Source organism: Methylobacillus caricis, from assembly GCF_020532705.1.
GTDB classification, from domain to species: Bacteria; Pseudomonadota; Gammaproteobacteria; order Burkholderiales; family Methylophilaceae; genus Methylobacillus; species Methylobacillus caricis.
In genome coordinates, this window is sequence record NZ_JAJAVD010000001.1 from 1,354,435 (window position 1) to 1,381,032 (window position 26,598).

Genomic DNA, 26,598 nt, shown 5'->3' on the forward strand with positions numbered 1-26,598 from the left:
ACTCGCTTAAGCCAGTTTGCCTGAAGAATTAGCTGCAGCCTTTTGCGGTGCACCTTCAGCAGCAGGTGTTTCTGCAGGAGGATGTGGTTGTACAGGCGCACCTGGACGTATCTTGATCAGGTTGTCAATAACCACCTTCTCGCCTGCGTTCAAACCTTTAAGGATTACCCAGTTGGTGCCTATCCAGTTGCCAGTCACTACAGGGCGCACAGAAGCCTCATTCTTCTCATTCACCACATAAACAAACCGCCCCTGCTGGGAGTTCATGACAGCAATCTGTGGAACCAGGAATACCCCGTCACGCTGACCAACAGTCACCTTGGCACGTACAAACTGGCCAGGGATCAATTGTCTGTCTGCATTATTAAAAGTCGCACGTAGCTGTTGGGTTCCAAGGGTAGGGTCAATCTGGCTGGCTGCAAAATTCAGTTTGCCATTTTCGTTATATTCCTTGCCATCAGACAGGGTCAGGCTAATTTTCTGTACATTCTTTTCAGTGAGTCGGCCTCCCAATTGCTCCAATTCATTGTCCGACAAGCTGAAACGAACCCAGATGGGGGAAAGCTGAACTACAGTAGTCAAGAGGCTATCATTGGCGGAAACCAGTGCGCCTTCTGAAAACTGGAAGCGCCCGGAAACACCGCCAACAGGAGCTGTCACCTTGGTATAAGAAAGATTCAACTCCGCCTCACGCACACTGGCTTCAGCCTGTTGCATGGCAGCCTTGGCAACATAGTTATCCGACACTGCATTGTCATATTCACGCTGGCTGATGGACTTCGACTCCAACAATCCCTGCAAGCGATCAGCCTCACGCTGGGTCTGCTCGATTTTGGCTTTCTGTTGTGCTAGCTGCGCCTGTGCTTGTGCAAGGGCAATCTGATAAGGGACAGGATCAATCTGAAACAGGACCTGCCCCTCTTTTACAGAAGATCCTTCATCATACAAACGCTTTAACAGGATACCGCCTACGCGAGGGCGGATTTCAACTTCACGTGCGCCTTCAGTTTGTGCAACAGCTTCAGCACTGATGGGGACGCTGGTTGGCTCAAGAGATATGACTGTAACCGGCATCGCCTGGTTACCACCTGGGGCTCCAGCCTGCTGCTCGGTCCTGCCACAGGAAACAAGGGCCAACGCCGCCATCATGGCAACAACTATTTTTTTGCTAGACCCGAGCCCTTTGCTATTGATATTGCCTTGATTGGTCACACGCACTCCCATATATAACTCCATGTCTTATAAACAAAATACTTGCTTACATTCATAATCGAATGTATATTATATACAAACATGAATGTATGTAAATAAGTTTTTCAAAGGTTTAAAGATGGCCCGTAAAACTAAAGAAGACGCTGAACTCACTCGTCAACGCATTATCAACGCTGCTCGCGAAGTATTTGCAAAGCGAGGCGTCAGCCGTACCACAATAGAACACATTGCCTCACATGCCCAAGTAACGCGCGGAGCTTTCTATTGGCATTTTCAGAATAAAATGGAAATCTTTTATGCCATGCGGGACCAGGCGTTTCTCCCATTCATAGATCATTTAGACGCTGCCACACTGGACGAAAACCCTGAAGACCCTCTCTCATCCATTGAACAATTCTTCTGCACCATTATCCAAATGTTGACAGACGACCTCGCTACCCGGCAGATTTACGAGATCATGATGGTTAAATGTGAATACGTCGATGAGTTCGCAACCGTGCTGCAACAAATTATTACCAATTGTCAGTACTTTATGGAGAAATTTCAATTGACCTATGAACGCGCGAAAGCAAAAGGTCAATTACATCCAACACATGATCCTGCGGACCTCGCAATGGACACCCATTTATTTTTTTCAGGCCTCCTCCACATGTGGATCAAGGATGACGAAAACTCGCTATTCAGAGCAAAAGCCCTACAACTCATCAAAAACCATATGCGCCTACGCCGGGCAATCTGATATTAATAATTAATAGTTACAACGAAATAATTAATTTCACTAGCCTTGTCAACTTTCAATCATAACGTTATGATTGAAAACGTATAACGAAAGGCAAATCTTGGATATCCTTACTGGCGAAATTTACGGCAAGCAATCTGGCAGCAGATTCGTCATGTATAACGTGCTCAAGGTGAGCAAAAACGTCATCACCCTGCAAAATATAGACAATCCGCTGAGTTTGTTTGAAACCACACCGGTAAAGTTACAATCTGCTGGTTATGTCCGTATCAGCCAAACCCCTTACATCAATACTGCTTCAACAGGAAAAAAGCGTAAATCCATTCGCAAGCCCAGCCGTTGCCCTTACACTTTGGATTTTTTAGAAGATCGCGCCGACTCTCAGCGGCCAGCTCCTATAGTGCCAGATTTATTCAGCCAAGCAAGCTGATCGCCTCCCTCAAAAATAAACAGGCATTCCGCTGCCTGTTTATTTTGAACCATTGCACTAATTTCGCTCGGGAGGCGCCGCCCATAAGTCATGGCCATCTGAACCCACGATCTGCGCCTCAACCAGATCACCTGGCTGCAGGCCATCAGCCCCGGAAAGATACACCACGCCATCGATCTCTGGCGCATCTGCTGCAGTACGTCCAACAGCACCATCTCCCTCAACCTCATCAATCAGGATAGTTTCAATCCGCCCAACCTTATTGCGTTGCTTCTCGGCACTAATGGCTTCCTGTACCTCCATAAAGCGCGCCAATCTTTCCTGCTTCAACGATTCAGGCACAGGATTATCCAACTGATTTGCTGGTGCACCATCAACCGGTGAATAAGCAAAACATCCCACCCTGTCCAATCGCGCCTCGCGCAGAAAATCAAGAAGGTGTTCAAAATCCTCATCTGTTTCACCGGGAAATCCCACAATGAACGTGCTGCGAATCGTGATATCAGGACAAATCTCGCGCCATGCATTCACCCGGGCAAGGTTGCTCTCACTATTGGCAGGACGCTTCATAGCTTTCAGTATACGAGGGCTGGAATGTTGAAATGGCACATCTAGGTAAGGCAAGATCAGGCCATCAGCCATCAGTGGGATGATTTCATCCACATGGGGATATGGATAAACGTAATGCATACGTACCCAAACACCAAGATCACCGAGCGCCTTGGCAAGTTCTGTCATGCGTGTCTTAATGGGGCGGCCATTCCAGAACCCGGTGCGATATTTCACATCCACCCCATAAGCACTGGTATCCTGCGAAATCACTAACAGCTCTGAAACACCCGCATTGACAAGGCTTTCTGCCTCTTTCATCACATCTCCGATGGGGCGGCTGACAAGATCACCACGCATGGACGGAATAATGCAGAAGCTGCACCTATGGTTGCAGCCTTCCGAAATTTTAAGGTAAGCGTAATGCTGCGGCGTCAAGCGAATGCCTTGTGGCGGAACCAGATCAGTATAGGGGTCATGGAGTTTTGGCAAGCTAGCATGCACAGCCGTCATTACTTCCTCAAGGGCATGTGGCCCTGTAACAGCAAGCACCCCAGGGTGCGCCTGCTTCACCACATCACTTTTTGCCCCCAGGCAACCAGTCACTATGACCTTGCCATTCTCCGCCAGCGCCTCGCCGATCGCATCCAGGGACTCTTCAACCGCACTATCAATAAAACCACAAGTATTTACAACCACCAGGTCAGCATCATCATAACTACCTGAAATTGAATAACCTTCTGCGCGCAATTGAGTAAGAATACGTTCAGAATCAGAGGATGCCTTAGGGCATCCCAGGGAAACAAAACCAACTTTTGGGGTCTGCAAGCTCATAATGTGATGTAAATCAGCTCCTGCCACGACAGGAATTTATATTTAATTAAGAAATAACAGCTTAGATATAAATGAATGGAATCTCATGTGGTCAGGCCTCATGCAGCAGTAGCCCTGTTACCCAGATTGAGGCTATGCCCAGCCCGATCAGCAAAGCTTGTTGCAAGGTAGCACGCAGCTCGGTACGTTTATGCAATCCAGGAATCAGGTCCGCCACTGCCACATAAATCATGCTGGCTGCTGCGAGCCCTAATATGGTAGGAATCCAGCTCTGGATTGACTGCAAGGCAAAATAAGCGATAACCCCACCTATTAGCGTTGCCATACTGGAAACCAGATTAAATATCACTGCCTGTTTCTTGCTATACCCCGAATGCAGGAGGATAAGGAAGTCACCGACTTCTTGCGGAATCTCATGGGCAATGATAGCCACAGCAGTTACCACTCCTAACCGGACATCCACAATGAACGCTGCAGCAATTAGCACACCATCCACAAAGTTGTGAAAAGTATCGCCTATCATGATCATGAGTCCGCTACGACCATGATCATGACCAGCATGAGCATGACCGCCATGGTGCTCATGGGCGGAAGCATGAACTTCGCACTCCTCACCATGACAATGGCGCCAAAGCACCAATTTCTCCAGTACAAAAAACAGCAATATACCCAGCAGGATCGTGGCAGACATGGCTTCGACGCTGCTTGCTACCTCAAAAGCATGAGGCAGAATTTCCAGGAATACAGCTCCCAGCAAAGCCCCTATTGCATAGCTGATCAGCATGGGCACCCACGCAGCTTTGGCATTCAAGGCAAAAAAAGCCGCACACAGAACGCTCAATACTCCACCAGCAAAGCTGACCAAAATAATCATTAGCAATATAGACATAAGCGCGAATTATACGGGATGTGGCGCACTTTAATTTCGACAGGTATTGCTTTTTTTAAGGATACTATGTTAATTTTAATGTTAATGATTTTCATTATTAAATATTAATAAAAACTAATAATATTAAAGCCTGGCAAAATTCAGATTCATAACGGCACTTGCTCATAGAGTGACGTTATAGAACCCCCAACGGTGGGAGTCCGTGGGTTTCATATCGATTGAGCGCTCGCGCCTTCTAGGGGAAGGGTTATCAGGGTTGCTCTCAATAAAGGATGAATAATGACTTTAACAACCAAACTTTCTGCCCTGGCATTATTGGCCAGCACGGCCTTCAGTAGCTCCGCATTTGCGATTGATAACGTCTGGATTTCCAGTACTCCATGGGATAGCAGCTCATTGTCCGATTATGCTGAATGGCATACTTTCGATAGCACAGCCGACAGCACCCCGGACTTTGGCGCAAATGGTGCCGTGTACGAAACGACAGGCCGTGCATTTGTCGCCAGTACTGGCAATCTTTATAGTTTCAGCGGATCGACAGCCTACACCATCACATTAAGCGATGTAGCAATAGGTGACGTATTTGATGTCTACGTGCGCGTCGCCACTGTAGGTTCGACTTTCCAGCGCCCTGCTACCCTGGATGGCATTGAAGCCACTTTTGTTCAGACATACTATGCCACACAGGAATTCGGCGGCTTTGGTGGCGGTTATCTTGAGGAAGGCTACTGGAAGTGGGAAAACGTCAGCACCGCCAATGGCTGGTTGGTATTCAACCTCAATGCCAATGCACATACCGGTTTTGATCAGTTGGCCCTGGCAACTGTTGCAGTTGCTGCCGTACCGGAACCCAGCACTTACGGCATGGTGGCAATTGGCCTGGGCCTGATCGGCTTCATAGGCAGGCAACGCAAACGCCAAATCGGCTAAAGCCTCTCAATCAACAATAGGCTTAAGCACATCAATCTAGCAGGCACGCCCTTGTCGCGTGCCTGTTTTCCCAATAGAACAAACAATGAAACCAGCCATATATAGGGGCAAGCCCACGCCATCTCCAGCCTTGTTCACCTTGATGCTGCTAGCTTGCAACCTACCTGTCAGCGCCACAGAAAACTTAGTATCAGAATCCAAGAACACGCAGGCTACATCAGCAGGCAAGACACCCGCCATCAAACTCAACGTATTGCCAGAAGTAGGAGTCAGTGCAAGCCGCATTAAGCAAGATGCTGTATCGATTGATCGCACAAGAACCATTACCACTATAGAAACCAAAGAACTAGAAAGAACACAACCTGTTACTATTTTTGATGCTATCAAGGACGTGCCTGGTGTCGCCATTGAGGGAGGGCCACGCCCTAGTGGCATGACATTCAATGTGCGTGGCTACAATGACGGGGAGGACGTTCTTGTACGTGTGGACAATGTGCCAAAAGGATTCGAAAAATATCGTTTCGGCGGCACATTTGTGGAACCAGAACTTCTCAAATCAATTGAAGTTCAACGAGGCCCGCAAATTACCAGTGGGTCTGGTTCCTTAGGAGGCACGGTCTTAGCCAAGACCAAAGATGCGGCTGACCTCTTAAAGCCCGGGCAACGTTATGGCGCACGCCTAAAATTTGGTTATGCCAGCAATAACGATGAGTATCAGCGCTCCTATATGTTCTACACCAGGCCTATTGATGAGGTCGATATCCTTTATCATCGTTCCCACCGCACATCAAACGATATAACCCATAACGACGGCTCAAAACTAGAAAGCTCAGCAATTAACTCCCAATCCCAACTTTTCAAACTTAGCTTATTTCCCACAGACACCCTGCAGCTTACAACATCCATCATATTGTTTCAGGATAGTGGCCTCCAACCATACGATGCAACGGGAGGTAATCCAGGCACCACTTTTCGCAACCTGATTCGAGAAATTGACGATCTGAGCATTTCAGAAACAATACGCTGGACTCCAGACACCCCATGGATAGACCTTACCGCCACTATCGGAAAAGGCCACACCAAGCTTAAAGATACGTCTCCCCCCGGTTTTGGCCTCAACAGATCCACGACCGGGACAATATATGATGACTATAAATATTCTAGCCAAACAGTCGACATCGCCAATACATCAAATATCTATGACAGCAATGCTTTGAACATCAGGCTATTGACTGGCCTGCAATACAACAGCATGCGCAGGGAGGTATCAAAAACCGCCAATATGGCCATGCCTGGAACGGTCAATGATGATGGATTCAACCCTGCCGTAGTGGCAGGTGAAAAAACTTTTACAGCGTTTTACCTGCAGCCGCGCATCGAATATGGCCGCTTGGGCATCATTCCAGGCATACGCGTTGACGCTTACGACATTTCGACCAATGAGCGCAGAGTGGAAAACCACCTGAAAGAGAAAAATTTACCTGATCAAATCAGTTTTACCCATAAAACTTATAGTCTAGGCCTAACCTTCGACCTGATTCCGAGGCAGCTCACCATATTCAGCAATTACGGAGAAGGTTTCAGACCACCATCCATTGATGAGTACTTCAGTTACGCTCAAAACTTCGCTGGCAATGAACGTGTCTCCCCCTACCCTCCAGGCATTCCCGGCTTCCCAAAATATATAACAGGGCTGGGAAGCGGATATGGAGGGGGTTTTGGTCGTTGCGCTACCCCTGAAACAAACTTTCTATGCGGCGATGTCTACAAGCTGCAAACCTCCACATCCAAGGAGATTGGCCTGCATTACCAGACTCCCCGGCTATTTGGCAATGATATCCAGCTCATCTCAAAATTTACGTATTTCCATATCAAGACAGAGCATCTTTTACGAAGCTTTAATCTCAATACCGCTGACCCCACAGACCCAGCCGTTCCCAACCTTCCTCAAGATGCGTGGGAAAAACGCTACGGTACAGAGATTGAAAGCAGTCTGCTTTATCGTGACTCATATGTTCGAATAGCTTACTCGCGAACTTGGGGATCAATATTTGAGCGCTCCTTAAGCAACCCAGATCCATCCGCAGTTTCCATTTATACAGTGCCTGGCAATACCCTTAACATCACCCTTGGCACCCAAGTTACCCGTAGCCTGGGAATCAATGCCAGCTACCGCAAAGTCTCTGAAAGACTTATTGCTGGCGGCACCCAGGATGGTTATGAAATTTTTAATGCAGGAGCATTTTGGGTTGCAAGCAACAACTTAACATTCAGACTGGTAGGAGAAAATCTTAAAAACAGAGATTACAACCTTAATGCAGCTGGAGATATGCCATGGCAAATTGGCAACCGCGCTGCGGGCCGCAATATCCGTTTTATTACGGAGATAAGTTTCTAAATGCAAATGTAAATGTATGTATATTGCTATTGCAGTACCCAATGATAATTGTTATCATTTTGGTTCAATGAAATTAATAAATCAAAAGCAAATTAAAGCTTAAACCTATGCTGCCAGCCAAAGCCCCTGTTAAGACCTGCTTGATCACCCTATTGGATGAGTTGATCGCACATGATGGCTTCGGCAGCCTAAAGGTGGATATACGCCTGCTCCGTCGGGGGCAGAAAGAAATAATTATTGATTGCGGCAAGCAATACCGGTTTGTAGTGGATTTCCAGCCTACAGCCTCTGAAGACAAAAACAATACAGTACAGCCGATTAATTGAATTGGTTTTTATGGTTTCGCTCGCTCATAGGGCGCAAACCATTAAATTGCTCAACGGTGTGGGTCCGTGAGCCTAAATGTTGAATTGAGTGCTTTCGCCTTCAAGAGGAAGGGGTTTCAAGCATTCAAATTAATTAGGGTATTCACATCATGAAAACTTCAGCTTTAGCTCTCGCAATCGGTTTGGCATTCAGTTCGTCTGCATTTGCCACCGTCAACTCCTGGGACACCACAGCTAATCCCTGGGGCTCTGCCACTGTAACCAACTATGCCGAATGGAATATCTTCGGTTGGGATAGCATCAATGGTTCCAGCTTCACAGATGCCACACCTGATATTGCCGGAAGCGGTTCACTGACCGCCACAGGTACTCCATCCGTCATATCCTCATTCAATATCTACAGCCCAACCAATACTGCCACTTCCTATACTGCCTCCCTGGCTGGAAGCACTGGCGACGTCTTTGATGTTTACCTGCGTGTTGCAACCGCTGGCCTCGCCCCTTCGACCACGGCCTACCTGAATGGTGTCGCAGCAACCGCTGTAGAAACTTTCTATCAATCCAACGGCACTCAGTTTGGCCTTGATGATGCAGAACGTGAATTCTACTTTGTATGGTCTGGCGTTAGCGGCTCCGCGCTTTACAACTTCTCTTGGGCCGATCCTACCGCCCATATCAGCCTGGATCAGCTAGCACTGGCTACAGTAGCTGTTGCTGCAGTGCCTGAACCAAGCACCTATGGCATGCTGGCACTGGGCCTGGGTGTACTCGCGTTTGCTGGTCGCCATTCACGCAAGAACAACGCCTAAAATCAATAACAAGCAAACAACACTTTAGCCCGCTCAATACAAGCGGGCTAAAGTTAATTCATTTACCGGGGTAATAAAATCATGTCTTTATCTATCAAGGCTTCTGCCATTGCACTGGCAGCAAGCATGTCTTTCGCAACCTCCGCATTTGCCACAAGCAACGTCTGGGATTCAGCTACACCATGGGGCGACGCACTGGTTGCACAATACGCAGCCTGGGATGACTTCACATCCTCATTCCACAACAGCACTGCACAATATGGCACAGGCGCCACATTAACAGAAACTAGCACGTTGGCATCATTGACCAGTACCCAAAACATTTACAACTCGTTTGGCGTCAGCAACTTCATCGCTACCCTGCTGGGTTCACCGACTGCCACAGGCACATTTGATGTTTACCTGCGTGCAGCGACTACAGGTACATTGCTTAGCACAGAAGCCACGCTGAATGGTATTGCAGCCACATCCGTAGAGACCTTCCTTCTTTCAGGCCGTGGCGTGGAACAAGAAGTTTACTGGAAGTGGAGCGATGTTTCTGCTTCTGGTATCTATGTGTTCAATTTCGGCGCTGCTGAAACCCACCTGAGCCTGGATCAACTCGCATTGGCGGTCGTCACCGCCGTACCAGAACCAAGCACATACGCAATGCTGGCATTGGGTATTGGTATTCTCGGAGCTGCTGCCCGCCGCGCTCGTAAGTAAATTAAGCCTTCAGATTATTTTATAGTTAGGGATTTAAAAAATGAACACAACATTATCTTCAATTGCATTGGCAACTTCTTTGGTTTTCAGCGGTTCTGCGTTGGCAGCTGGCGGTATTTGGGATTCAGCGGCACCATGGAGTGATACTGAACTAGCCCAGTTTACAGAATGGAACACTTTTGGCTCGCCTGTGTTCGACAATACCCCTGATATTGGCGCAGGCTCAATCAGCCTGTCTCCTGCTGGCGCCGTTCCTTTCGGCAATGACATTTACACCCTGAATAGTATCCCAACCATCACAGCTACGCTGGCTGGCACAGCGGGTTTGTTTGATGTGTACTTGCGTGTTGCCACCCAAGGCAATCTATTGGCAAGTGACGCTACCCTCAACGGTGTCAATGCAACAAGCATTCTGGCTTATACCGGCACAGCTGATTTGGGCAGTGGTGAAGAACAAGAACTATATTGGGTTTGGAACAATGTAGCAGGCGCTGATTTGTATACCTTCCAGTTTAAGGCTGCTGAAGCCCACATCCTGATCGACCAGGTAGCACTAGCCACTGTAGCCGTCACTGCTGTTCCTGAGCCTAGCAGCTATGTCATGCTAGCTCTGGGCCTAGGTCTGCTGGGTGTAAGCAGCCGTCGCAACAAGAAGCAAACCAAGTAAAAAAATAAATCAAGCCTCAGGCCCTGGGATAAATGAATACCAGGGCCGATATTTCCCCAGAGTCAGCGTCCATATGAAGATAGATGAAAGACATTTCCCGCACACAAAGTGCAATATCATCATATGGGTTTTGGCAATCACCAGCATGATCCCCTTGCCCTTGATTGCGGCTGAAACTGCAGAGTCTAATCAAAATCAGGATGAGCCTACGACCACCCGTCCGACTTCCAAACAATCTCCTGCCACTACTATCTTGCCTGATATCAGTGTTTCCTCCAGCCGGATCAAGCAGGAGCGTATCAACAAGACACAATCTATTACAACCATCACGCAACAAGACCTGGAAAGAACACAGGCTTCCAATGTATTTGATGTAGTACGCGGCACACCTGGTGTCAGTATAGATGGCGGACCACGTTTGAACGGGATGTCATTCAACATCCGGGGATATACCGATGAGGATGTGGCGATTTCGGTAGACGGGGTGTTGAAGAATTATGATAAATACCGCTCAAAAGGAACCTACATCGAACCTGATTTACTCAAGAGTATAGAAATCAGGCGAGGTCCACAGATCAATAGCAATTCTGGCTACCTGGGCGGGGCAGTAATCACCACCACCAAGGATGCCGAAGATTTTCTTCGCCCCGGCCAAAAAGTGGGCTCCCGCATCAAGTTCAGCTATGGCAACAATAACGATGAATACCTGCGTTCTTACCTCGCCTATGCTAGGCCAAATGAGCACGTTGATCTTCTATATAACTACAGCAATCGTCAATCCAACAATATCACCCAAGGCAATGGCGACAAACTGGAGTTTTCCAATGTCGGTACTGTCTCGGAACTGTTCAAGATCACTCTCTATCCAATTGAGTCGCTGAAAATCTCTACCTCGCTGGCCAAACTAGAGCAAAGTCCCACCCGGCAGAGGTTCGACACCACCACGAATATCGATTTCACGCCTCCTTACGTCATGAGGGCAATTGATGAGGAAACGATCTCCCAGGTCATTACCTTCACACCAGATAACCCCTTGATCAACCTTCGCACCAGTATCGGGACAGGACATACCAAACAGGATGAAAGCCTTCCCTCTGGCTGGGTGGGCAACAACCTCATCTCTAGTTTTCCAACATTGTATTGCGATGGCTATACACTACGGAACCGGGCAACTAATGCGAGTCAGCCAGCCACGATGGCTGCAACACTCTGTCCCGGTGATAGGCTCGATGCCTACAACTTCAAGAATACAAACTTCGATCTTGCCAATACCGCTAGGCTTTACCAAGACGATAAGATCAAGCTCAGCCTATTGATCGGCATACAATATGCCAAGCAAAAACGGGAGTTGGCACGAAGCTATGGGAATGCAAACTCATTGTTCGCCAGCGCAGCACAGGAACCTGCTTCCGGCGCCCAGACCAACACCGCATTTTACATTCAACCATCGCTAACGCTCGACCGCCTTTCCATCACACCAGGATATAGAAAGGACTTCGTCAAAATCGAAGCAATTGACGCTAGCCGTGATGGATTGGATATTGCCAATCAGGCCCACAAGGTAAACCTCAAGGAGGAAATTTTCAGCCTGGGGCTGGCGTTTGAGATCATTCCGGAATCTCTGACTGTATTCAGCAATTATGGTCAGGGTTTCCGTCCAGTCCCATTGAGCACAATTTTCGCCAATAGTGGAAGGTACAACAGTACCTTCTGGGGAGATAAATACGGCAAGCTCAACAGTCAAAGCTTATGTCCTCAGGACTTTTCATCATGTGATGACGTATATCAGATGCAGCGGGTGGAAAATACCGAAGCTGGCCTGACCTATACAACGCCCAAGCTTTTTGGTAGCGACATTAGCATCACATCAAAAGCCACCTTTTACCACAGCCATACCAGCAACTCTGTGCTGGGGACCGCTACAGTCGCTGGCACCAGCAAAATCACGCCCATCTATGGCACCCAGATCAGGAACGGCTGGGAGTTTGAAAACAATCTCAATTACAAAATGTTGTTTGCCCAAGCGTCTTATTCGCGTATTGCAGGCAAAATCATATACCCCAACGTTGACAGCAGCGGCCCTATCTATACCATTCCCGGCAATACCTTTAATGTGATTCTTGGTGCAAATCTGGGCCGGGAATTGGACATCAACATCAATTACCGCCGCGTATCGGACAAACTTTATCTCAATGATGTACCAGGTCCCAATGCACGCTTCGGCACCCAGGATGGGTATGAGATTTTTAATGCAGGTATCCGCTGGAGCCCCAACACACATCTTACTTTCCGCCTGATTGGCGAGAATCTAGGCAACAAAGAATATAACCTGGATGGTGGCTTTGCAGGAGACCTCGGCCTTCCAGGTCCTGGCCGCAACATCAAATTCTATACAGAACTCATTTACTAGCCGTATTATCAATCTATCCTCAATAAAAGGAGTCACCATGAATCAGTTGGCTACAACAGAACAGCAATATCAAGCTTTCCATACAGCAAAGAAAGAGCAAAAACTGCGTAACCGCGAGGCGGCTCAAGCGATTGGCATTAGCGAAGGGCAAGCCATTGCCAATGCCATTGGTCACGAAGCAGTACGCTTGCACGGCCCTTTCAACGAAATCATCGCCGATGTACCAAAGCTGGGGCGTGTGATGGCATTGACACGCAATGAAAGCACCGTCCATGAAAAAGTCGGCACTTATGAGAATGTGTCTTTTGACCACGTCGGCCTGGTTGTTGGTCCCGATATCGACCTGCGTATTTTCTATTCCCAATGGAAGCATGGTTATGCCGTCACTGAGGAAACAGAGAAAGGTACGCAACGCAGCCTGCAGTTTTATGATGCCACCGGTACTGCCATTCACAAGATTCACCTCAAGGATTTCAGCAATGTAGACGGCTGGAATGAGTTAGTGCAGAAGTACCGCAGTGATGACCAGGCTCCTGGCCAGGAAGTCGAAGCGGCCAAACCTGCTCCTGCCCTGAAGCCAGACACCGAGATTGACCAGGCTGGTTTTGCTGCTGCCTGGCTGGCAATGAAGGATACTCATGATTTCTTCATGCTGCTGCGCAAATTTGGCGTAGGACGCATTCAGGGTTTGCGCTTAGCACCTGAAGGCCATGCTTACAAAGTAGACAACAATGCCACCAAACAAATGTTGGAAACGGCCGCTTCAGATGGCACCAGCATCATGTGCTTTGTCGGCAACCCGGGTAATATCCAGATCCATACCGGCCCGATCAAGAATGTGAAGGAGCTTGGCACCTGGATCAATGTGCTGGATGAAAGCTTCAACCTGCACCTGCGTACAGATCTTATCGTAGAGTCATGGATAGTGAAGAAGCCTACGGAAGATGGCATTGTCACATCACTGGAAGTATTCGATAAGGATGGCGAAATCATGGCGCAATTCTTTGGCGAACGTAAGCCCGGCAAGCCTGAGCTTGAAGCCTGGCGCAATATCGTTGCCCAGCTCCCTGTACTGGCCTGAAACTAACGGAGAGCGTGGATGAAACTCTGGCATATCGTATTAGCCATTAGCATTTCTTTAACCAGCCCTATAGTACAGGCTGCTGAACGGCTGTTGACCATAGGCGGTGCTGTCACCGAAATTGTCTATGCTTTAGGCAAAGGAAATGAAGTCATCGCCAACGACATCACCAGTGTTTATCCAGAGGCAGCCCTCAAGCTTCCCAAAGTGGGATATATGCGCACCCTTTCCGCAGAAGGCCTGGTTTCCACCAATGCCAGCATGATTATTGCCGAAGCTGGGGCCGGCCCACGTAATGTATTAGATCAAGTACGTGGCGCAGGTATCAAGGTGGTGCAGCTGACTGATGGTAGCCATACGCCACAACAGGTTGCCGCCGACATTCGTACAATAGGCAAGGAGCTGAACGCAGCCAATACAGAAAAACTGGCCAGCCAATATGAAGCTGCCTGGAAAAATGCGGAAGACAAGTTGGCAGCCTTGCAAGGTCATCCACGAGTACTGTTCATCATGAACAACTCAGGCCGGGGTGCACAGGTAGCAGGTGATGAAACCGCTGCCAATGCTGTGATCAAGCTTGCCCGCGGCGAAAATGTGATGGCAGGCCAATATAAAGGTTATCGTCCTCTTACCGTAGAAGCACTGGTAGCAGCGGCACCTGATGTCATTGTCACTACCAGGGAAGGCCTGGAAGCCAGCGGCGGCTTGCAGAATTTCCTCAAGACGCCAGGCATCAGCATGACTCCAGCTGGCAAAGCAGGAAGGATTATCAGCATGGATACCCAGTATCTGCTTGGCTTCACCCCTCGCCTGCCTGAAGCCGTAACAGAACTGGCGCACGCCATACGCAAACCATGAGTAGTGCCAGTACCATGCCACTTTCCTTAAGGGCGACACGCAGCGTTCACGCTCGCAGCAAAATATTGTTGGCCCTGGGATTGGTACTGTTCGTGATTATCGTATTGGCAGCAGGTACTGGGGCCGTACAGATCCCACCTCTGCTGGTTATCAAACTATTAGTAACCCCGCCATTCTCCACGGCATGGCAGGATATCCCGCAAGAGCATATGCAGCAGGCGATGGTATTATGGAATATACGCCTGCCCCGCCTGGGGCTGGGCATACTGACGGGGATGGCACTTGCCATTTCTGGCGCAGCCATGCAGGCCCTGCTACGTAACCCCCTGGCTGAGCCTAGCCTGGTTGGTGTTTCTGGAGGCGCGGCACTGTTTGCATCCCTTGCCATCGTACTGGGTGGAAGCTGGATGCTAGCGCTACAACAAAGCATAGGTGAGTTCGCCCTGCCTATCTTTGCCTTTATCGGCAGCCTGCTGGTGACCATACTCATTTTTATCATCTCAACACGTCAGGGCCGTACCTCTATTGCTTTGATGCTATTGGCAGGCATTGCCATAGGCTCACTATGCGGCGCATTGATCGGACTGATGACCTTCATCGCCTCAGACCTGCAAATGCGTTCGCTCAACTTCTGGTCGCTAGGCAGCCTGGGCGCCGCCACCTGGCCTATGGTAGGCATGGTATCCTGCCTTGGTGGCGCATCAGTCATTATCCTGCTGAAACAGGCCAGTGCGTTGAATACTCTGGCATTAGGTGAAGTACAAGCCAGCTTGCTGGGAGTTTCCGTACGCAAGCTCAACCAGGTTTGCATCACCTGCATTGCACTTGCCGTGGGAGCTGTCGTTTCAGTGACTGGCATCATAGGCTTTATCGGCTTAGTGGCACCACACCTTGTCAGGCTTGCCGTTGGCCCAGACCAGCGTGTTGTCATGCCTGCCTGCGGCTTGGTCGGTGCTATTCTCGTATTGCTGTCTGACTTGCTGGCCCGCACGATTGCAGCCCCTACTGAGATCCCCGTAGGTATCATTACCGCCCTGCTCGGCGTACCTTTCTTCCTGGCTCTGCTTTTCCGCATGCGGCGCAAGATAGGGTTATAGGAAACCAACATGCTGGAAATCATCGACACCGGTTTGGACATTGGCGGAAAAACCCTGCTGGACAACATCAGCTTTACGATTGCCCCTGGCGAATTCGTCGCCATCTGTGGCCCTAATGGGGCAGGCAAGAGTTCACTGATTCGCCTGATGTGCGGCGAATTGCCTCCCACTCGTGGGCAAGTGCGCTGGAATGGCAAAGCTCTGCATGACTGGAATCTGCTGCAACTGGCTCGTCAACGTGCGCTGATGCAGCAACGTGGCGAAGTAGGTTTTGACTATACGGCTCTTGAAGTCATATTACTGGGCCGCCACCCGCATCACCAGGGTGCCGCCCGAGAAATGGACAGCAGGATTGCAGAGGCTGCCCTGTTTGAGGTGGATGCCATTCACTTGGCCCATCAGATATATTCCACTTTGTCGGGCGGCGAACAGGCCAGAGTGCAAATGGCTCGCGTACTTGCCCAAATCTGGGAAGCCGCACAGGGCCCGAGGCTCTTATTGCTGGATGAGCCAACAGCGGCACTGGATCCGCGTCAGCAACATCGCATCCTTGGCATCGCAAGAACTTGGGCCAATAAAGGCGATGTCGCAGTGGTTGCCATCGTGCATGACCTCAACCTCGCGGCGCAGTATGCCGACCGCATCGCATTAATGCGTGATGGCAGGCTTCAAAAAATGGATGGTGTAGAGGCTGTCATGAATCCGGACGCGGTAGAGGCATGTTTTGACCTGCCATGCGTTTTACTCAAACATCCCGATGGCGGCACACCCATGATAGCCGCCAGGCGCAATCACTGAAGGCAGGCAAATGAGCAATTTGAAAGCTGTCGAAATCAAGACATTCGTCCCAGCTAGGGATTTTGTCGTTTCACAACAGTTCTATCAGGATATTGGCTTTGAAAAACGCTCAGAAGGCGGTGGTGTCGCTTACTTCTGTTTTGAACATTGCGCCTTCTTGCTGCAGGATTTTTATGTCCAGCCATATGCCGACAATTTCATGATGCATTTGCTAGTGGAGGATGTCTCCGCCTGGTACGAACACATCCAGCAATCAGGCATTACAGAAAAATATGGCAGCAAAATATCAGATCTGGTAGATCAACCCTGGCGTATGCGTGACTTTGTGTTTTCAGATCCAAGCGGCGTGTTGTGGCGAATCGGCCAAAATATATGACTCATTTTATGGCTTGATCCTTGCTTACTTCCCTTATGTATATCCATGATCGCATGGCATCAACATAAAGGAGTAGGCCTGATGAAAACGATATGGTCATTTTGGTGCATGTCTGCACTTTTTATGGGCAGTAATGTGATCGCTGCTGAAGCTCAGCCTGAGTTAAAAGTCGAACCGCTACTGAGAAGCTTTACTGCCTGGGATGGCAGATCCTATGCCAAATATCCTGGTGGAAAACCAGAGTTAAGCGTGTTGCGATATGTCATACCGCCCAACACATCTCTGCCTTGGCATAGCAATCCCGTACCTAATGTCGCCTACATTCTTTCCGGTGAAATTACGGTGGAAAAACAGACCACTGGGGAGACCATGCATCTGAAACAAGGTGATGCCTTGCCAGAAATGGTGCACAGCGTGCACCGTGGCTATACCGGAAATAGTCCAGCGGAGCTGATTGTATTTTATGCAGGGGGGGAAGGTATTCCCCTGGTAGAACAACAATAACTTCCCACTTTCATTCAAGCCAGATCAGGCTGGCCATACGGCCAGTCGCCTGATCACGGCGGAATGAGAAAAAGCGTTCCGGGTGACTGTAGGTACATTGACCTCCTCCATATACTCTGGTCACACCAACATTCGCAAGGCGTTGCCTTCCCAGCATAAAAATATCGGCCAGCCACTTGCCTTCTGAGCCTGGCCTGAATGCCTGCTCTGCCGCCGCATCCCTGGCAATGAAAGCCAGCCTGACGTCATCCCCCACTTCAAAAGCCTCCGGGCCGATGGCAGGGCCAAGCCATGCCAAAAGCTCTGTTCCAGGACTAGCCATGGCAGCAACCGATGCCTCTATCACCCCATCCAGCAAACTTCGCCAACCAGCATGCACCGCCGCAACGACACTACCTGCTTGATCACAAAGCAAAACAGGCAAACAATCTGCTGTCATCACCGCACACACCGTGTTTCTGGTTCTGGCAAAGGAGGCATCGGCATCCGGGACACAATTAGCAGTAGCTGCATCGATCACGCGTATGCCATGCACCTGGTTAAGCCATACTGGCTCAGTAGGCACATGAATATTGAGCAACTGGCGATTGGCGGCAACATGCAAGGCATTGTCGCCCACATGCATGCCAAGATTCAGACTCTGGTAAGGAAACTGACTGATACCGCCTAGGCGCGTGGTCTGCACGGCTTTTATATTTGCAGGCGCAGGCCAGTCGGGAATGATCAGGTTATATTCACTCAGCATCTTCGTCTTCGTCTAGCCACTCTTCATCATCTGCATATGCCTCATCCTCGTCATACTCATAGACAAAGACAGTCTCTGCTTCCTCTTGTGGCAGATTCTCTTGTCTCATGGCTTCCAACAGGATCTTCATATCGGCAGCCAGCTCCACCTGCCACTCCATGGGCTCACCTGTAGCAGGATGAATCAGGCCAAGGCGAATGGCATGCAATGCCTGTCGCTTGAAATTGAGCAATACTTCACGCAAGTTCTGTGACATATGGCGTAAAGGCAATATGCCGCGAATACCATAGACCGGATCTCCTACTATAGGGGCCTTGAGGTGCTGCATGTGCACGCGGATCTGGTGCGTACGGCCGGTTTCCAGCATGCACCGCATATAGGTATGCACGCCAAACCGGTCCAGCACTTCATACTGGGTGACGGCAGGCTTGCCCATGCGATTGATCGCCATCTTGGTCCTGGCATGAGAATGGCGTCCAATCGGCTGGTCTATCTTGCCATTGCGCCAGACCTGCCCCCAGACTATCGTACGGTATTCCCGCTTCACTGTGCGGGCCTGCAACTGGCGTACCAGATGGGTCTGGGCGGCCAATGTCTTGGCAACGACCAACAAGCCGCTGGTATCCTTGTCCAGGCGGTGCACAATACCCGCCCGTGGAATATCCTTCAGCTGCGGTGCGTGGTGCAGCAATGCATTGAGCAAAGTGCCCTCCCAGTTACCAGCTGCCGGATGAACCACGAGGCCAGCCGGTTTATTGATCACTATAATGTGGTCATCTTCATAGACTACATCTATGGCAATATCCTCGGCACTGAAAGCCGTAGATTCAGGGGTCGCCTGAGGAATAATCTCTATCTTTTCTCCGCCCCACACCTTTAATTTTGCCGTCGGTGTTTCATTGGCAATCGTCACCAGGCCATCCTTGATCCAGCCTTGTATGCGCGAGCGGGAATGCTCAGGCATCAGCTTCTGCAGGGCCTGGTCCAGGCGCAGGCCGCCGAGCTCTTGAGTAATTGTGAGAGTAATAGGAGTAGTGGAATGGCTCATCGGTTATAATCAAAAAATGTCGCCCTGGACTCCAGGGTGATCAGTTGTCATGAAGCATGAAAAATGAAATCCACAAACCTTACACATGGACTTTGGTAAATGAAGCATAGTTTAGCGTTAATTGCAGTACTCTGGCTCACAGGCTGCGCCATTTTCGGCGCTCCTACAGAACTGGATGAAACCAAGGGCTGGCCTGTACAACGTATCTACGCCGCGGCTGAAGAAAACATGAACACCCGCGATTATGAAAAAGCCATCAAGTATTTCCAGATTCTTGAGTCCCGCTACCCGCACGGGCGTTATGCCACCCAGTCCCAACTTGAAGTGATTTACGCCCATTACAAGAAAAACGACCCTGCATCCACGATGGCAGCAGCAGACCGTTTCATCAAACTGCATCCCAACCACCCAAATGTTGATTATGCCTACTACATGAAAGGCCTGGCCACTTTCAATGAGCGCGGCGTTGTGGAAAAACTGACCAAGCAGCAGATTAGTGATCGTGATCCCAAATCGCTGCGTGAGTCCTTTCTGTCTCTCAAGGAGTTGGTAAACCGCTATCCAAACAGCCGTTACGTTAAAGATGCAACATTGCGCATGAGCTATCTGGTCAACTCACTGGCACAGCATGAACTGCATGTCGCCCGTTATTACATGAAGCGCCAGGCTTATGTAGCTGCGGCAAACCGCTGCAAATACGTGCTGGAATTCTACCCTGACAGCCCGCACATCGAAGAAGCCTTGGTCATCCTGATCAGCGCCTATGACCTGATGAATATGAATGACCTCCGCGATGACACACGTCGTGTACTCGCGCAGAACTATCCTAACAGCCCCATGCTCGGCAACAATGTGCCTACAGATGAAAAAGTATGGTGGAAATTCTGGGAGAGCCTGTACTAAAACGCAGAGGGCAGCTTAGCCGCTCTTTTCAGTTGATCCTTATAAAGCCGGGACCCAGGATTACTTCTTGGGGGCCGGCTTTCTCTTTGTGGCAGGCAGGTTACGGGCGCTGGCAACCACACCAGGCTTTTTCTTCACCTTGCCTGTTTCCTCGTTCTTGCGTGCATTCAAGGCCGCGCGTTCGGCTGTCTTGCGTCTGCGCATGCTGACAATTCCCTCGCCCTGCTTGCGTGCATCGGGTTCGGCGAACGGGTTTTCACCCTGGTTGAACTGCACCCGCAAGGGTGTGCCCGTCAGTTGGAACGCCTTGCGGAATATGCCTTCCAGAAAACGCTTGTAGCTATCCTTGATGCCTTGCACATGGTTACCGTGAATAACCACAATAGGCGGGTTGCTGCCCCCTTGGTGTGCATAACGCAACTTGGGACGTATCCCCTTGCTGATGGGAGGCTGATGCTGCATCGTGGCATCAGCCAGCACACGGGTCAGTTGCGGTGTGGAAAGCTTGGCCATCGCCGCCTTGTAAGCGTCGTCCACAGAACCAAACAACTCCCCCAGGCCTTTCTTGCGCAAGGCTGAAATATAGTGGAACTTGGCAAAATCCAGGAATTGCAATTTGCGGTCAATCTCGCGCTTCACCCACTCGCGCTTGTCTTCCTCCAGGCCATCCCATTTATTGACGGCCACGACCAGGGCCCGGCCACACTCAAGAATGTAGGCTGAAACGTGGGCATCCTGTTCGGTAATGCCCTCTTGGGCATCTACCACAAGAATGGCCACATTGGCCTCCTCAATGGCCTGCATGGTCTTGATGACAGAGAACTTTTCAACCGCCTCAAACACCTTGCCGCGCTTGCGTACGCCAGCGGTATCAATAATGGTGTAATGCTTGCCGTTGCGTTCCAGGTCCAGATAAATCGAATCACGCGTGGTGCCCGGCTGGTCAAAGGCAATGACGCGCTCTTCACCAAGCAAGGCGTTCACCAGCGTAGATTTTCCTACATTCGGCCGGCCAACAATTGCCACCTTGGGCACCTTGCCGGCAGCCTCTTCTTCATCCTCTTCCGGCTCGGAAAATCCTTCAAGCGCCAGCTCAACCAGGTCACGCACGCCTTCGCCATGCGCCGAGGAGATTGAAAGCGGATCACCAAGGCCCAGTTCATGAAACTCGGCGCTCACAATGGCACGTTGCATACCTTCGGTTTTATTGACCGCAAGCAAGACAGGCCGCTGGCTTCTGCGCAACCGGTCTGCAATCACCTTGTCCTGGGGTGCCAAGCCATTGCGTCCGTCAACCAGGAAAATGATGACATCGGCTTCATCAATGGCCAGCAATGTCTGGCGTGCCATTTCCTTGAGGATGCCACTATCCACCAGTGGCTCGAAACCACCAGTATCTACAACAAGATAAGGTTTGCTGCCGACCACGCCGCGTCCATAATGGCGATCACGCGTCAGGCCAGGAAGGTCCGCTACCAAGGCATCACGTGTCTTGGTCAGGCGGTTGAATAATGTGGATTTCCCGACATTTGGTCGGCCCACGAGTACTATGGTTGGCAGCATGAAATTACTTTATAGATACGGCAAACAAGCCGCCCTTACGGGTTTGAACCAGGAAACCATTAGTTCCCAGCGCCACCGGCTGTGCCATGACCGGACTATCCTCGGTACGGATACGACCAACAAACGAGCCATCGTCACGCTCCATCAAGTGTACATAGCCCTCAACGTCGCCTACGGCAACCACGCCGCCCATTGGCAACGGTGCACTTAAATGGCGATTCTTGAGGTCAGCCTGGCGCCAGAACGTACGGCCGCTGGAATAATCCAGGGCAAAGACTGCGCCTGTAGCATGAGAGACATAGACGCGGGCATCTTCAGCCCCCAACCCTGTATAACTTGAAATATCCCGATTCCAGCTCACGCGACCGGTGCTGCGTTCAACTGCCGCTACTCGACCCTGATAGGCGGCGGCGTAAACCAATGATCCATCAACAACAGGTAGGCTGGTGATATCTGCTATACGCTCAATTTCGGTCGTACCTTTAGGCTGGGCAACAGAAGCCTCCCATACAATCTTTCCGTCTTCGGCACGCAAGGCTACCAACTTGCCACCGGCAAAACCAGCGTATACAGCGCCATCGTTGATCACCACGCCTGCGCTGCTGCGCAGGCTCAAGGTGGGCGTGGCACGCTCATAAACCCATTTACGCGCACCATCCTTGGCATTGAGGCCAAAAATCCGGCTGTCGCCACAACGCACGACGACGACGCCATTATCGACTTGTGGTGCACTCAGCACCTCACTGCTTACCTTGGATTTCCACAGCAGCTTGCCGGCCTGGTCGTAGGCCAGAACATAGCCTTTAGGCGTGCCAACCAAGACGAGGTTGCCACCCAGCCCTACTCCGCCAGACAATTTCTCACCAGCATTGATACGCCAAACCTGCTTGCCTTTCATGGCATCAAGCTTGGATATCTCCCCTGTGCTACCGGCTGCATAGACAAAGCCGTCGTCGTTGGCCGGGGTAAAATCAGCATCTCCTGCCTCTCCTACGCGTGCAGACCAGACAATCTTGGGTTGTAATGTTGCCTTGAAGTCAACCAGCTCTGCGGGCGGGTCAGTTGCATCGCGCCCAAACATGCGCTCAGATATATCGGTTTTCAAGTCAGTCAGTGATGTACACCCGCCAATCAGAAATGCAGAGGCAACCAGCAATGAAATTAAACGCAACTTAGCTCCCCAGCGCTTCAAGCTTGTGTTCTGTGTATTTGTAATAATCGCCGCTCATATCCAGCTTCGTCAGGGCATCCTTGTATGCAGCCTTGGCGTCATCCTGCTTGCCTTGAGCCACCAGCACGTCTCCCTTGAGATCAGCAAAAAGGCCGGAAAACCCCTCATCATGCTTCTCATTAAGAGTTTTCAAGGCATCATCGTAAGCTTTTTCCTCAAACTGGATTGATGCCAGTTGCAACAAGGCAACGGCTCGGACCGCATCTTCCTTGGCATTTTTGGCAGCCCACTCCAATTGGGCCTTGGCACTTGCCAGATCCTTTTCCTGATAATTGACTTTAGCGACGGCTACAGCAGCACGGCCAGCATAAGGGGTGGAGGAATACTTCTCCATCAATTCTGAAGACAGCGCCTTGATGGCCTTGACATCCTTGATGTCAGTACGCGCCATAGTCTCATACTGCATGGAAGCCGCAGCAGACTGCTGATATTGATAATATTTCCAGCCCTCATAGCCGCCAAAACCAACAACAGCAATCCCAGCGAGTGCAACTACCACATTGCCATTACGCTTCCACCAGCTCTTGAACGCGTCTAACTGTTCCTGCTCTTCCAAATCGTATGCCATGCCATTTCCTAAAAATTACGCCGCCAGAGGTTTGCGACCAGGTATAGAATTCAATAAGTTACGAGTATAGTCTTGGGCCGGCGCCGCATATATCTCGGTCACCCTGCCCTGCTCTACTATCTTGCCTTTATGCATTACCGCAATGTCATCCGCGATATGCCTTACTACGCGCAGGTCATGACTGATGAATATATAGCTCAGTGCCATTTCCTGCTGCAAACTTTTCAACAACAACAAAATCTGTGCCTGTATCGACACATCCAGTGCAGAAACAGGTTCATCACATACCACCACCTTAGGCTCAAGCACCAATGCCCTTGCAATTCCTATGCGCTGGCGCTGCCCGCCAGAGAACTCGTGAGGGTATTTATTCAGGTCTGCCGTTTTCAGGCCTACACGCTCCAACATCCGGACAACTTGATCCAACTGTTCCTTAGGGCTGCCAATCTCATGGATCAACAATCCCTCGCCCACAATATCGCGTACTTTCATCCGGGGATTGAGTGAGGCAAATGGATCCTGGAATATCATCTGCAAATGACGGCGTTCCTGACGCAAAGCATGACCGGAAAGCTTGGCGAGATTATTGCCCTGGAACATGACTTCGCCACTGTCCAAGGGCTGCAATTGTAACAGACAACGCGCCAAAGTGGATTTACCACTGCCAGACTCTCCAACAACGGCCAGTGTTGAACCGGCACGCAATGAAACACTCACATCATCAAGCGCCTTGACCTTGCTGTTACCAAAACCAAACCGGCCACTACGCTGCGTATAAGTTTTATTCAGTCCACAGGCAATCAAGATGTGTTGATCAGAGGTAGGGTTCATGCCACAACTCCCGTTTTCAACCAGGCATAATCAATAGGCTTTAATGGCTTGCTGCCCTCTACATCAGGCACACAATCCAGCAGTGCCCTGGTATAAGGGTGCTGTGGATTGTTAAGTACTTCGTTCACAGAACCAGACTCAACAATCTCTCCCCTGAACATCACGACTACATTGTCAGCAATATCTGCCACAACGCCAAAATCATGCGTGATAAACAACATACCCATATGCATGCGGGTCTTGAGATCATCAAGCAATCTGAGAATTTGTGCCTGGACGGTCACATCCAATGCAGTAGTGGGTTCATCGGCAATCAGCATGGCAGGCTCACAGGCAATGCTCATCGCAATCATGACCCGTTGGCGCTGGCCGCCTGATAGTTCATCAGGATAACTGTTAGCACGCTCAGGCGGTATGCCGACCTGTTGCAACAGGCTGGCCACTCTGGCCTTGAGAACAGCCCCCTTCAGGCCAAGATGCACAGCCAACCCTTCCCCTATCTGGTAACCCACTGTCAATACTGGGTTGAGGGAGGTCATGGGTTCCTGAAAAATCATGCCGATCTGTTTGCCCCGGATATTGCGCAACTGCTGGTTATTCCAGCCAGCGATATCAGTTCCCTGAAATACAATTCGGCCGGCCTGGCGCTGCAATTGATCTGAGAGCAATCCCATGACAGACAATGCTGTCAGGCTCTTGCCACTGCCAGACTCCCCGACAATACAAGTCGTCTTGCCGCGCTCCAGCGCAAAAGAGACATTCTTGACCAGCAACTGTTCAGGAGCTGATGCCGAAGAGATGGTTAAATTCTCGATGCGCAATAATTCAGTCATATTTGCAAAGTCTGGATAGCCTCGGACAGAGACATTCTGCGTTGCTCACCATTTTCGCGCAATGGCTTCAGGCAAACCTCACTGGCAAGCACCTCATCCTCGCCCAGGATCAGCGCATATGATGCGCCACTTTGGTCCGCCTTTTTCATCTGTGATTTAAAGCTGCCGCCACCGGCATGCAGACTGACGGCCATCCCGGCATGGCGCAACTCCTCGGCAATACGCAGGGCCTGCGCCTCAGCAGCTTCTCCCACATTGACCAAGTAGACATCCGGTGCATGAGCGGCCGCAATGCCGCACTCCTGCATCAGCAGGAATACGCGTTCCAAACCTATACCAAAGCCGCAAGCAGCTGTTTCCTTGCCCCCAAGCCTTTGGACAAGGGTGTCATAGCGCCCTCCTCCAGCAATCGTACCCTGGCTGCCAAGCTTGCTGGTCACCCACTCGAATACGGTACGATTGTAATAATCCAGCCCCCGTACCAAACGAGTATTCAGCTTCCATGCAACGCCAACATCATCCAGCAACCGGCAGAGGCCATCGTAATGGGCGCGACTCTCGACCCCAAGTACATCAATCAACCTGGGCGCACCTTCTATCATGGCCTGCATGCGTGGATTCTTGCTATCAAGGATACGGAGTGGATTGGCATGCAAACGGCGCCTGGCATCCTCATCCAGCAAATCCGCATGCTGTTCGAAGTAGGCAATCAACACCTGGCGATATTCAGCACGCTCTCTTGCATCGCCTATGCTATTGATTTGCAGCTCAACCTCGTCTGCCACCCCCAGCTCTTTCCATAGGCGGGACAACATGGCAATCTGCTCGGCATCCACATCTGGGCCACCGTAACCAAAAGCTTCTGCACCTATCTGGTGAAACTGGCGCTGGCGGCCTTTCTGCACATTCTCATGACGGAACATGGGGCCCATATACCACAGGCGCTGTGGTCCATTATAAGTCAGGCTATGCTCAACCACGGCACGCACACAACCAGCTGTGCCCTCAGGGCGCAAGGTCAGGCGATCACCGTTGAGCTTGTCTTCCCAGGAATACATTTCCTTTTCGACAATGTCGGTATGTTCCCCTACCCCACGGATAAACAACTCGGTTGGTTCCACGATAGGCAGGCGGATATTGCGATAGCCATACTGTGCCAACACCCGCCTGGCGGTATCTTCCAGCTTTTGCCAGAGAGCAGTATGCTCAGGCAGGATATCGTAAAAACCCTTGATACTTTGAAACTTGTCGGACATAGATTTGG

At 50.3% G+C, this 26,598-nt stretch carries 27 protein-coding genes; 16 read left to right on the top strand and 11 right to left on the bottom strand.

The features are described 5' to 3' along the window. Positions 1-6: 6 nt before the first annotated feature. On the bottom strand, positions 7-1,224 hold the full coding sequence (locus LG200_RS06435) for an efflux RND transporter periplasmic adaptor subunit (RefSeq protein ID WP_226756749.1): 1,218 nt from the start codon (positions 1,222-1,224) through the stop codon (positions 7-9). 106 nt (positions 1,225-1,330) lie between these two features. Between LG200_RS06435 and LG200_RS06440 the strand changes: the two genes are divergently transcribed. Then, positions 1,331-1,951, top strand: coding sequence for a TetR family transcriptional regulator (locus tag LG200_RS06440; protein WP_226756750.1), 621 nt, complete (start codon positions 1,331-1,333; stop codon positions 1,949-1,951). A gap of 100 nt (positions 1,952-2,051) precedes the next feature. Further along, positions 2,052-2,381 carry a hypothetical protein gene (locus LG200_RS06445; protein WP_404809788.1) on the top strand — a complete coding sequence of 110 codons (330 nt, stop codon included), beginning with the start codon at positions 2,052-2,054 and terminating at the stop codon, positions 2,379-2,381. A 57-nt stretch (positions 2,382-2,438) separates the two neighbouring features. On the opposite strand, the gene rimO is transcribed toward LG200_RS06445, so the two are convergent. Both rimO and LG200_RS06455 read right to left on the bottom strand, forming a co-directional pair. Then, complete coding sequence (gene rimO, locus LG200_RS06450; protein ID WP_226756752.1) at positions 2,439-3,764, bottom strand: 30S ribosomal protein S12 methylthiotransferase RimO; 1,326 nt, start codon at positions 3,762-3,764, stop codon at positions 2,439-2,441. A 91-nt stretch (positions 3,765-3,855) separates the two neighbouring features. Further along, positions 3,856-4,653: a ZIP family metal transporter gene (locus tag LG200_RS06455; RefSeq protein ID WP_226756753.1), complete on the bottom strand. Its 798-nt coding sequence runs from the start codon at positions 4,651-4,653 to the stop codon at positions 3,856-3,858. 279 nt (positions 4,654-4,932) lie between these two features. On the opposite strand from LG200_RS06455, the gene LG200_RS06460 reads away from it, so the two are divergent. The 13 genes from LG200_RS06460 to LG200_RS06520 all read left to right on the top strand — a co-directional run bounded on the left by LG200_RS06460 (position 4,933) and on the right by LG200_RS06520 (position 17,612). Next, positions 4,933-5,583: a PEP-CTERM sorting domain-containing protein gene (locus tag LG200_RS06460; RefSeq protein WP_226756754.1), complete on the top strand. Its 651-nt coding sequence runs from the start codon at positions 4,933-4,935 to the stop codon at positions 5,581-5,583. Positions 5,584-5,725: 142 nt separating this feature from the next. Then, entirely contained in the window at positions 5,726-7,981 is a 2,256-nt protein-coding gene (locus LG200_RS06465; protein ID WP_226757318.1) for a TonB-dependent receptor domain-containing protein, read from the top strand. 107 nt (positions 7,982-8,088) lie between these two features. Beyond that, the gene (locus LG200_RS06470; protein ID WP_226756755.1) at positions 8,089-8,307 is read left to right on the top strand and encodes a hypothetical protein; all 219 of its coding nucleotides are present in this window, start codon (positions 8,089-8,091) and stop codon (positions 8,305-8,307) included. A 149-nt stretch (positions 8,308-8,456) separates the two neighbouring features. Next, positions 8,457-9,116, top strand: coding sequence for a PEP-CTERM sorting domain-containing protein (locus LG200_RS06475; protein WP_226756756.1), 660 nt, complete (start codon positions 8,457-8,459; stop codon positions 9,114-9,116). 81 nt (positions 9,117-9,197) lie between these two features. Next, positions 9,198-9,821 carry a PEP-CTERM sorting domain-containing protein gene (locus LG200_RS06480; RefSeq protein ID WP_226756757.1) on the top strand — a complete coding sequence of 208 codons (624 nt, stop codon included), beginning with the start codon at positions 9,198-9,200 and terminating at the stop codon, positions 9,819-9,821. 40 nt (positions 9,822-9,861) lie between these two features. Further along, a complete protein-coding gene (locus LG200_RS06485) occupies positions 9,862-10,488 on the top strand; it encodes a PEP-CTERM sorting domain-containing protein (RefSeq protein WP_226756758.1) in 627 nt (208 codons plus the stop codon). A gap of 130 nt (positions 10,489-10,618) precedes the next feature. Next, on the top strand, positions 10,619-12,898 hold the full coding sequence (locus LG200_RS06490; protein ID WP_226756759.1) for a TonB-dependent receptor domain-containing protein: 2,280 nt from the start codon (positions 10,619-10,621) through the stop codon (positions 12,896-12,898). A gap of 37 nt (positions 12,899-12,935) precedes the next feature. After that, a complete protein-coding gene (locus LG200_RS06495) occupies positions 12,936-13,979 on the top strand; it encodes a hemin-degrading factor (protein ID WP_226756760.1) in 1,044 nt (347 codons plus the stop codon). Between the two features lie 18 nt (positions 13,980-13,997). Continuing rightward, entirely contained in the window at positions 13,998-14,837 is an 840-nt protein-coding gene (locus LG200_RS06500; RefSeq protein WP_226756761.1) for a heme/hemin ABC transporter substrate-binding protein, read from the top strand. Beyond that, positions 14,834-15,934, top strand: a complete 1,101-nt coding sequence (locus LG200_RS06505; protein WP_226756762.1) for a FecCD family ABC transporter permease — start codon at positions 14,834-14,836, stop codon at positions 15,932-15,934. The genes LG200_RS06500 and LG200_RS06505 overlap by 4 nt, the downstream gene beginning before the upstream one ends. Positions 15,935-15,943: 9 nt before the next feature. Next, entirely contained in the window at positions 15,944-16,732 is a 789-nt protein-coding gene (locus LG200_RS06510) for a heme ABC transporter ATP-binding protein (RefSeq protein WP_226756763.1), read from the top strand. Between the two features lie 10 nt (positions 16,733-16,742). Continuing rightward, positions 16,743-17,108 carry a VOC family protein gene (locus LG200_RS06515; RefSeq protein WP_226756764.1) on the top strand — a complete coding sequence of 122 codons (366 nt, stop codon included), beginning with the start codon at positions 16,743-16,745 and terminating at the stop codon, positions 17,106-17,108. Between the two features lie 108 nt (positions 17,109-17,216). Further along, positions 17,217-17,612 carry a cupin domain-containing protein gene (locus tag LG200_RS06520; RefSeq protein ID WP_226756765.1) on the top strand — a complete coding sequence of 132 codons (396 nt, stop codon included), beginning with the start codon at positions 17,217-17,219 and terminating at the stop codon, positions 17,610-17,612. A 10-nt stretch (positions 17,613-17,622) separates the two neighbouring features. Here the strand turns inward: LG200_RS06520 and pgeF are convergent, their stop codons facing one another. Then, on the bottom strand, positions 17,623-18,357 hold the full coding sequence (gene pgeF / locus LG200_RS06525) for a peptidoglycan editing factor PgeF (protein WP_226756766.1): 735 nt from the start codon (positions 18,355-18,357) through the stop codon (positions 17,623-17,625). Next, positions 18,347-19,405: a 23S rRNA pseudouridine(1911/1915/1917) synthase RluD gene (rluD, locus tag LG200_RS06530; protein ID WP_226756767.1), complete on the bottom strand. Its 1,059-nt coding sequence runs from the start codon at positions 19,403-19,405 to the stop codon at positions 18,347-18,349. The genes pgeF and rluD overlap by 11 nt, the downstream gene beginning before the upstream one ends. Before the next feature lie 99 nt (positions 19,406-19,504). Between rluD and LG200_RS06535 the strand changes: the two genes are divergently transcribed. Further along, the gene (locus LG200_RS06535) at positions 19,505-20,308 is read left to right on the top strand and encodes an outer membrane protein assembly factor BamD (protein WP_226756768.1); all 804 of its coding nucleotides are present in this window, start codon (positions 19,505-19,507) and stop codon (positions 20,306-20,308) included. A 60-nt stretch (positions 20,309-20,368) separates the two neighbouring features. On the opposite strand, the gene der is transcribed toward LG200_RS06535, so the two are convergent. From der to hisS, 6 genes are read right to left on the bottom strand one after another with little or no spacing between them, the layout of a single operon-like run. Beyond that, positions 20,369-21,871, bottom strand: a complete 1,503-nt coding sequence (gene der, locus LG200_RS06540) for a ribosome biogenesis GTPase Der (protein ID WP_226756769.1) — start codon at positions 21,869-21,871, stop codon at positions 20,369-20,371. 4 nt (positions 21,872-21,875) lie between these two features. Then, positions 21,876-23,042: an outer membrane protein assembly factor BamB gene (gene bamB, locus LG200_RS06545; protein WP_226756770.1), complete on the bottom strand. Its 1,167-nt coding sequence runs from the start codon at positions 23,040-23,042 to the stop codon at positions 21,876-21,878. Position 23,043: 1 nt separating this feature from the next. Then, positions 23,044-23,670, bottom strand: coding sequence for a YfgM family protein (locus tag LG200_RS06550; protein ID WP_226756771.1), 627 nt, complete (start codon positions 23,668-23,670; stop codon positions 23,044-23,046). 15 nt (positions 23,671-23,685) lie between these two features. Continuing rightward, the gene (locus LG200_RS06555; protein WP_226756772.1) at positions 23,686-24,501 is read right to left on the bottom strand and encodes an ATP-binding cassette domain-containing protein; all 816 of its coding nucleotides are present in this window, start codon (positions 24,499-24,501) and stop codon (positions 23,686-23,688) included. After that, entirely contained in the window at positions 24,498-25,334 is an 837-nt protein-coding gene (locus LG200_RS06560) for an ATP-binding cassette domain-containing protein (protein WP_226756773.1), read from the bottom strand. Before LG200_RS06560 ends, LG200_RS06555 begins: the two co-directional genes overlap by 4 nt. Beyond that, positions 25,331-26,590: a histidine--tRNA ligase gene (hisS, locus tag LG200_RS06565; RefSeq protein ID WP_226756774.1), complete on the bottom strand. Its 1,260-nt coding sequence runs from the start codon at positions 26,588-26,590 to the stop codon at positions 25,331-25,333. The genes LG200_RS06560 and hisS overlap by 4 nt, the downstream gene beginning before the upstream one ends. Between the last annotated feature and the right edge of the window lie 8 nt (positions 26,591-26,598).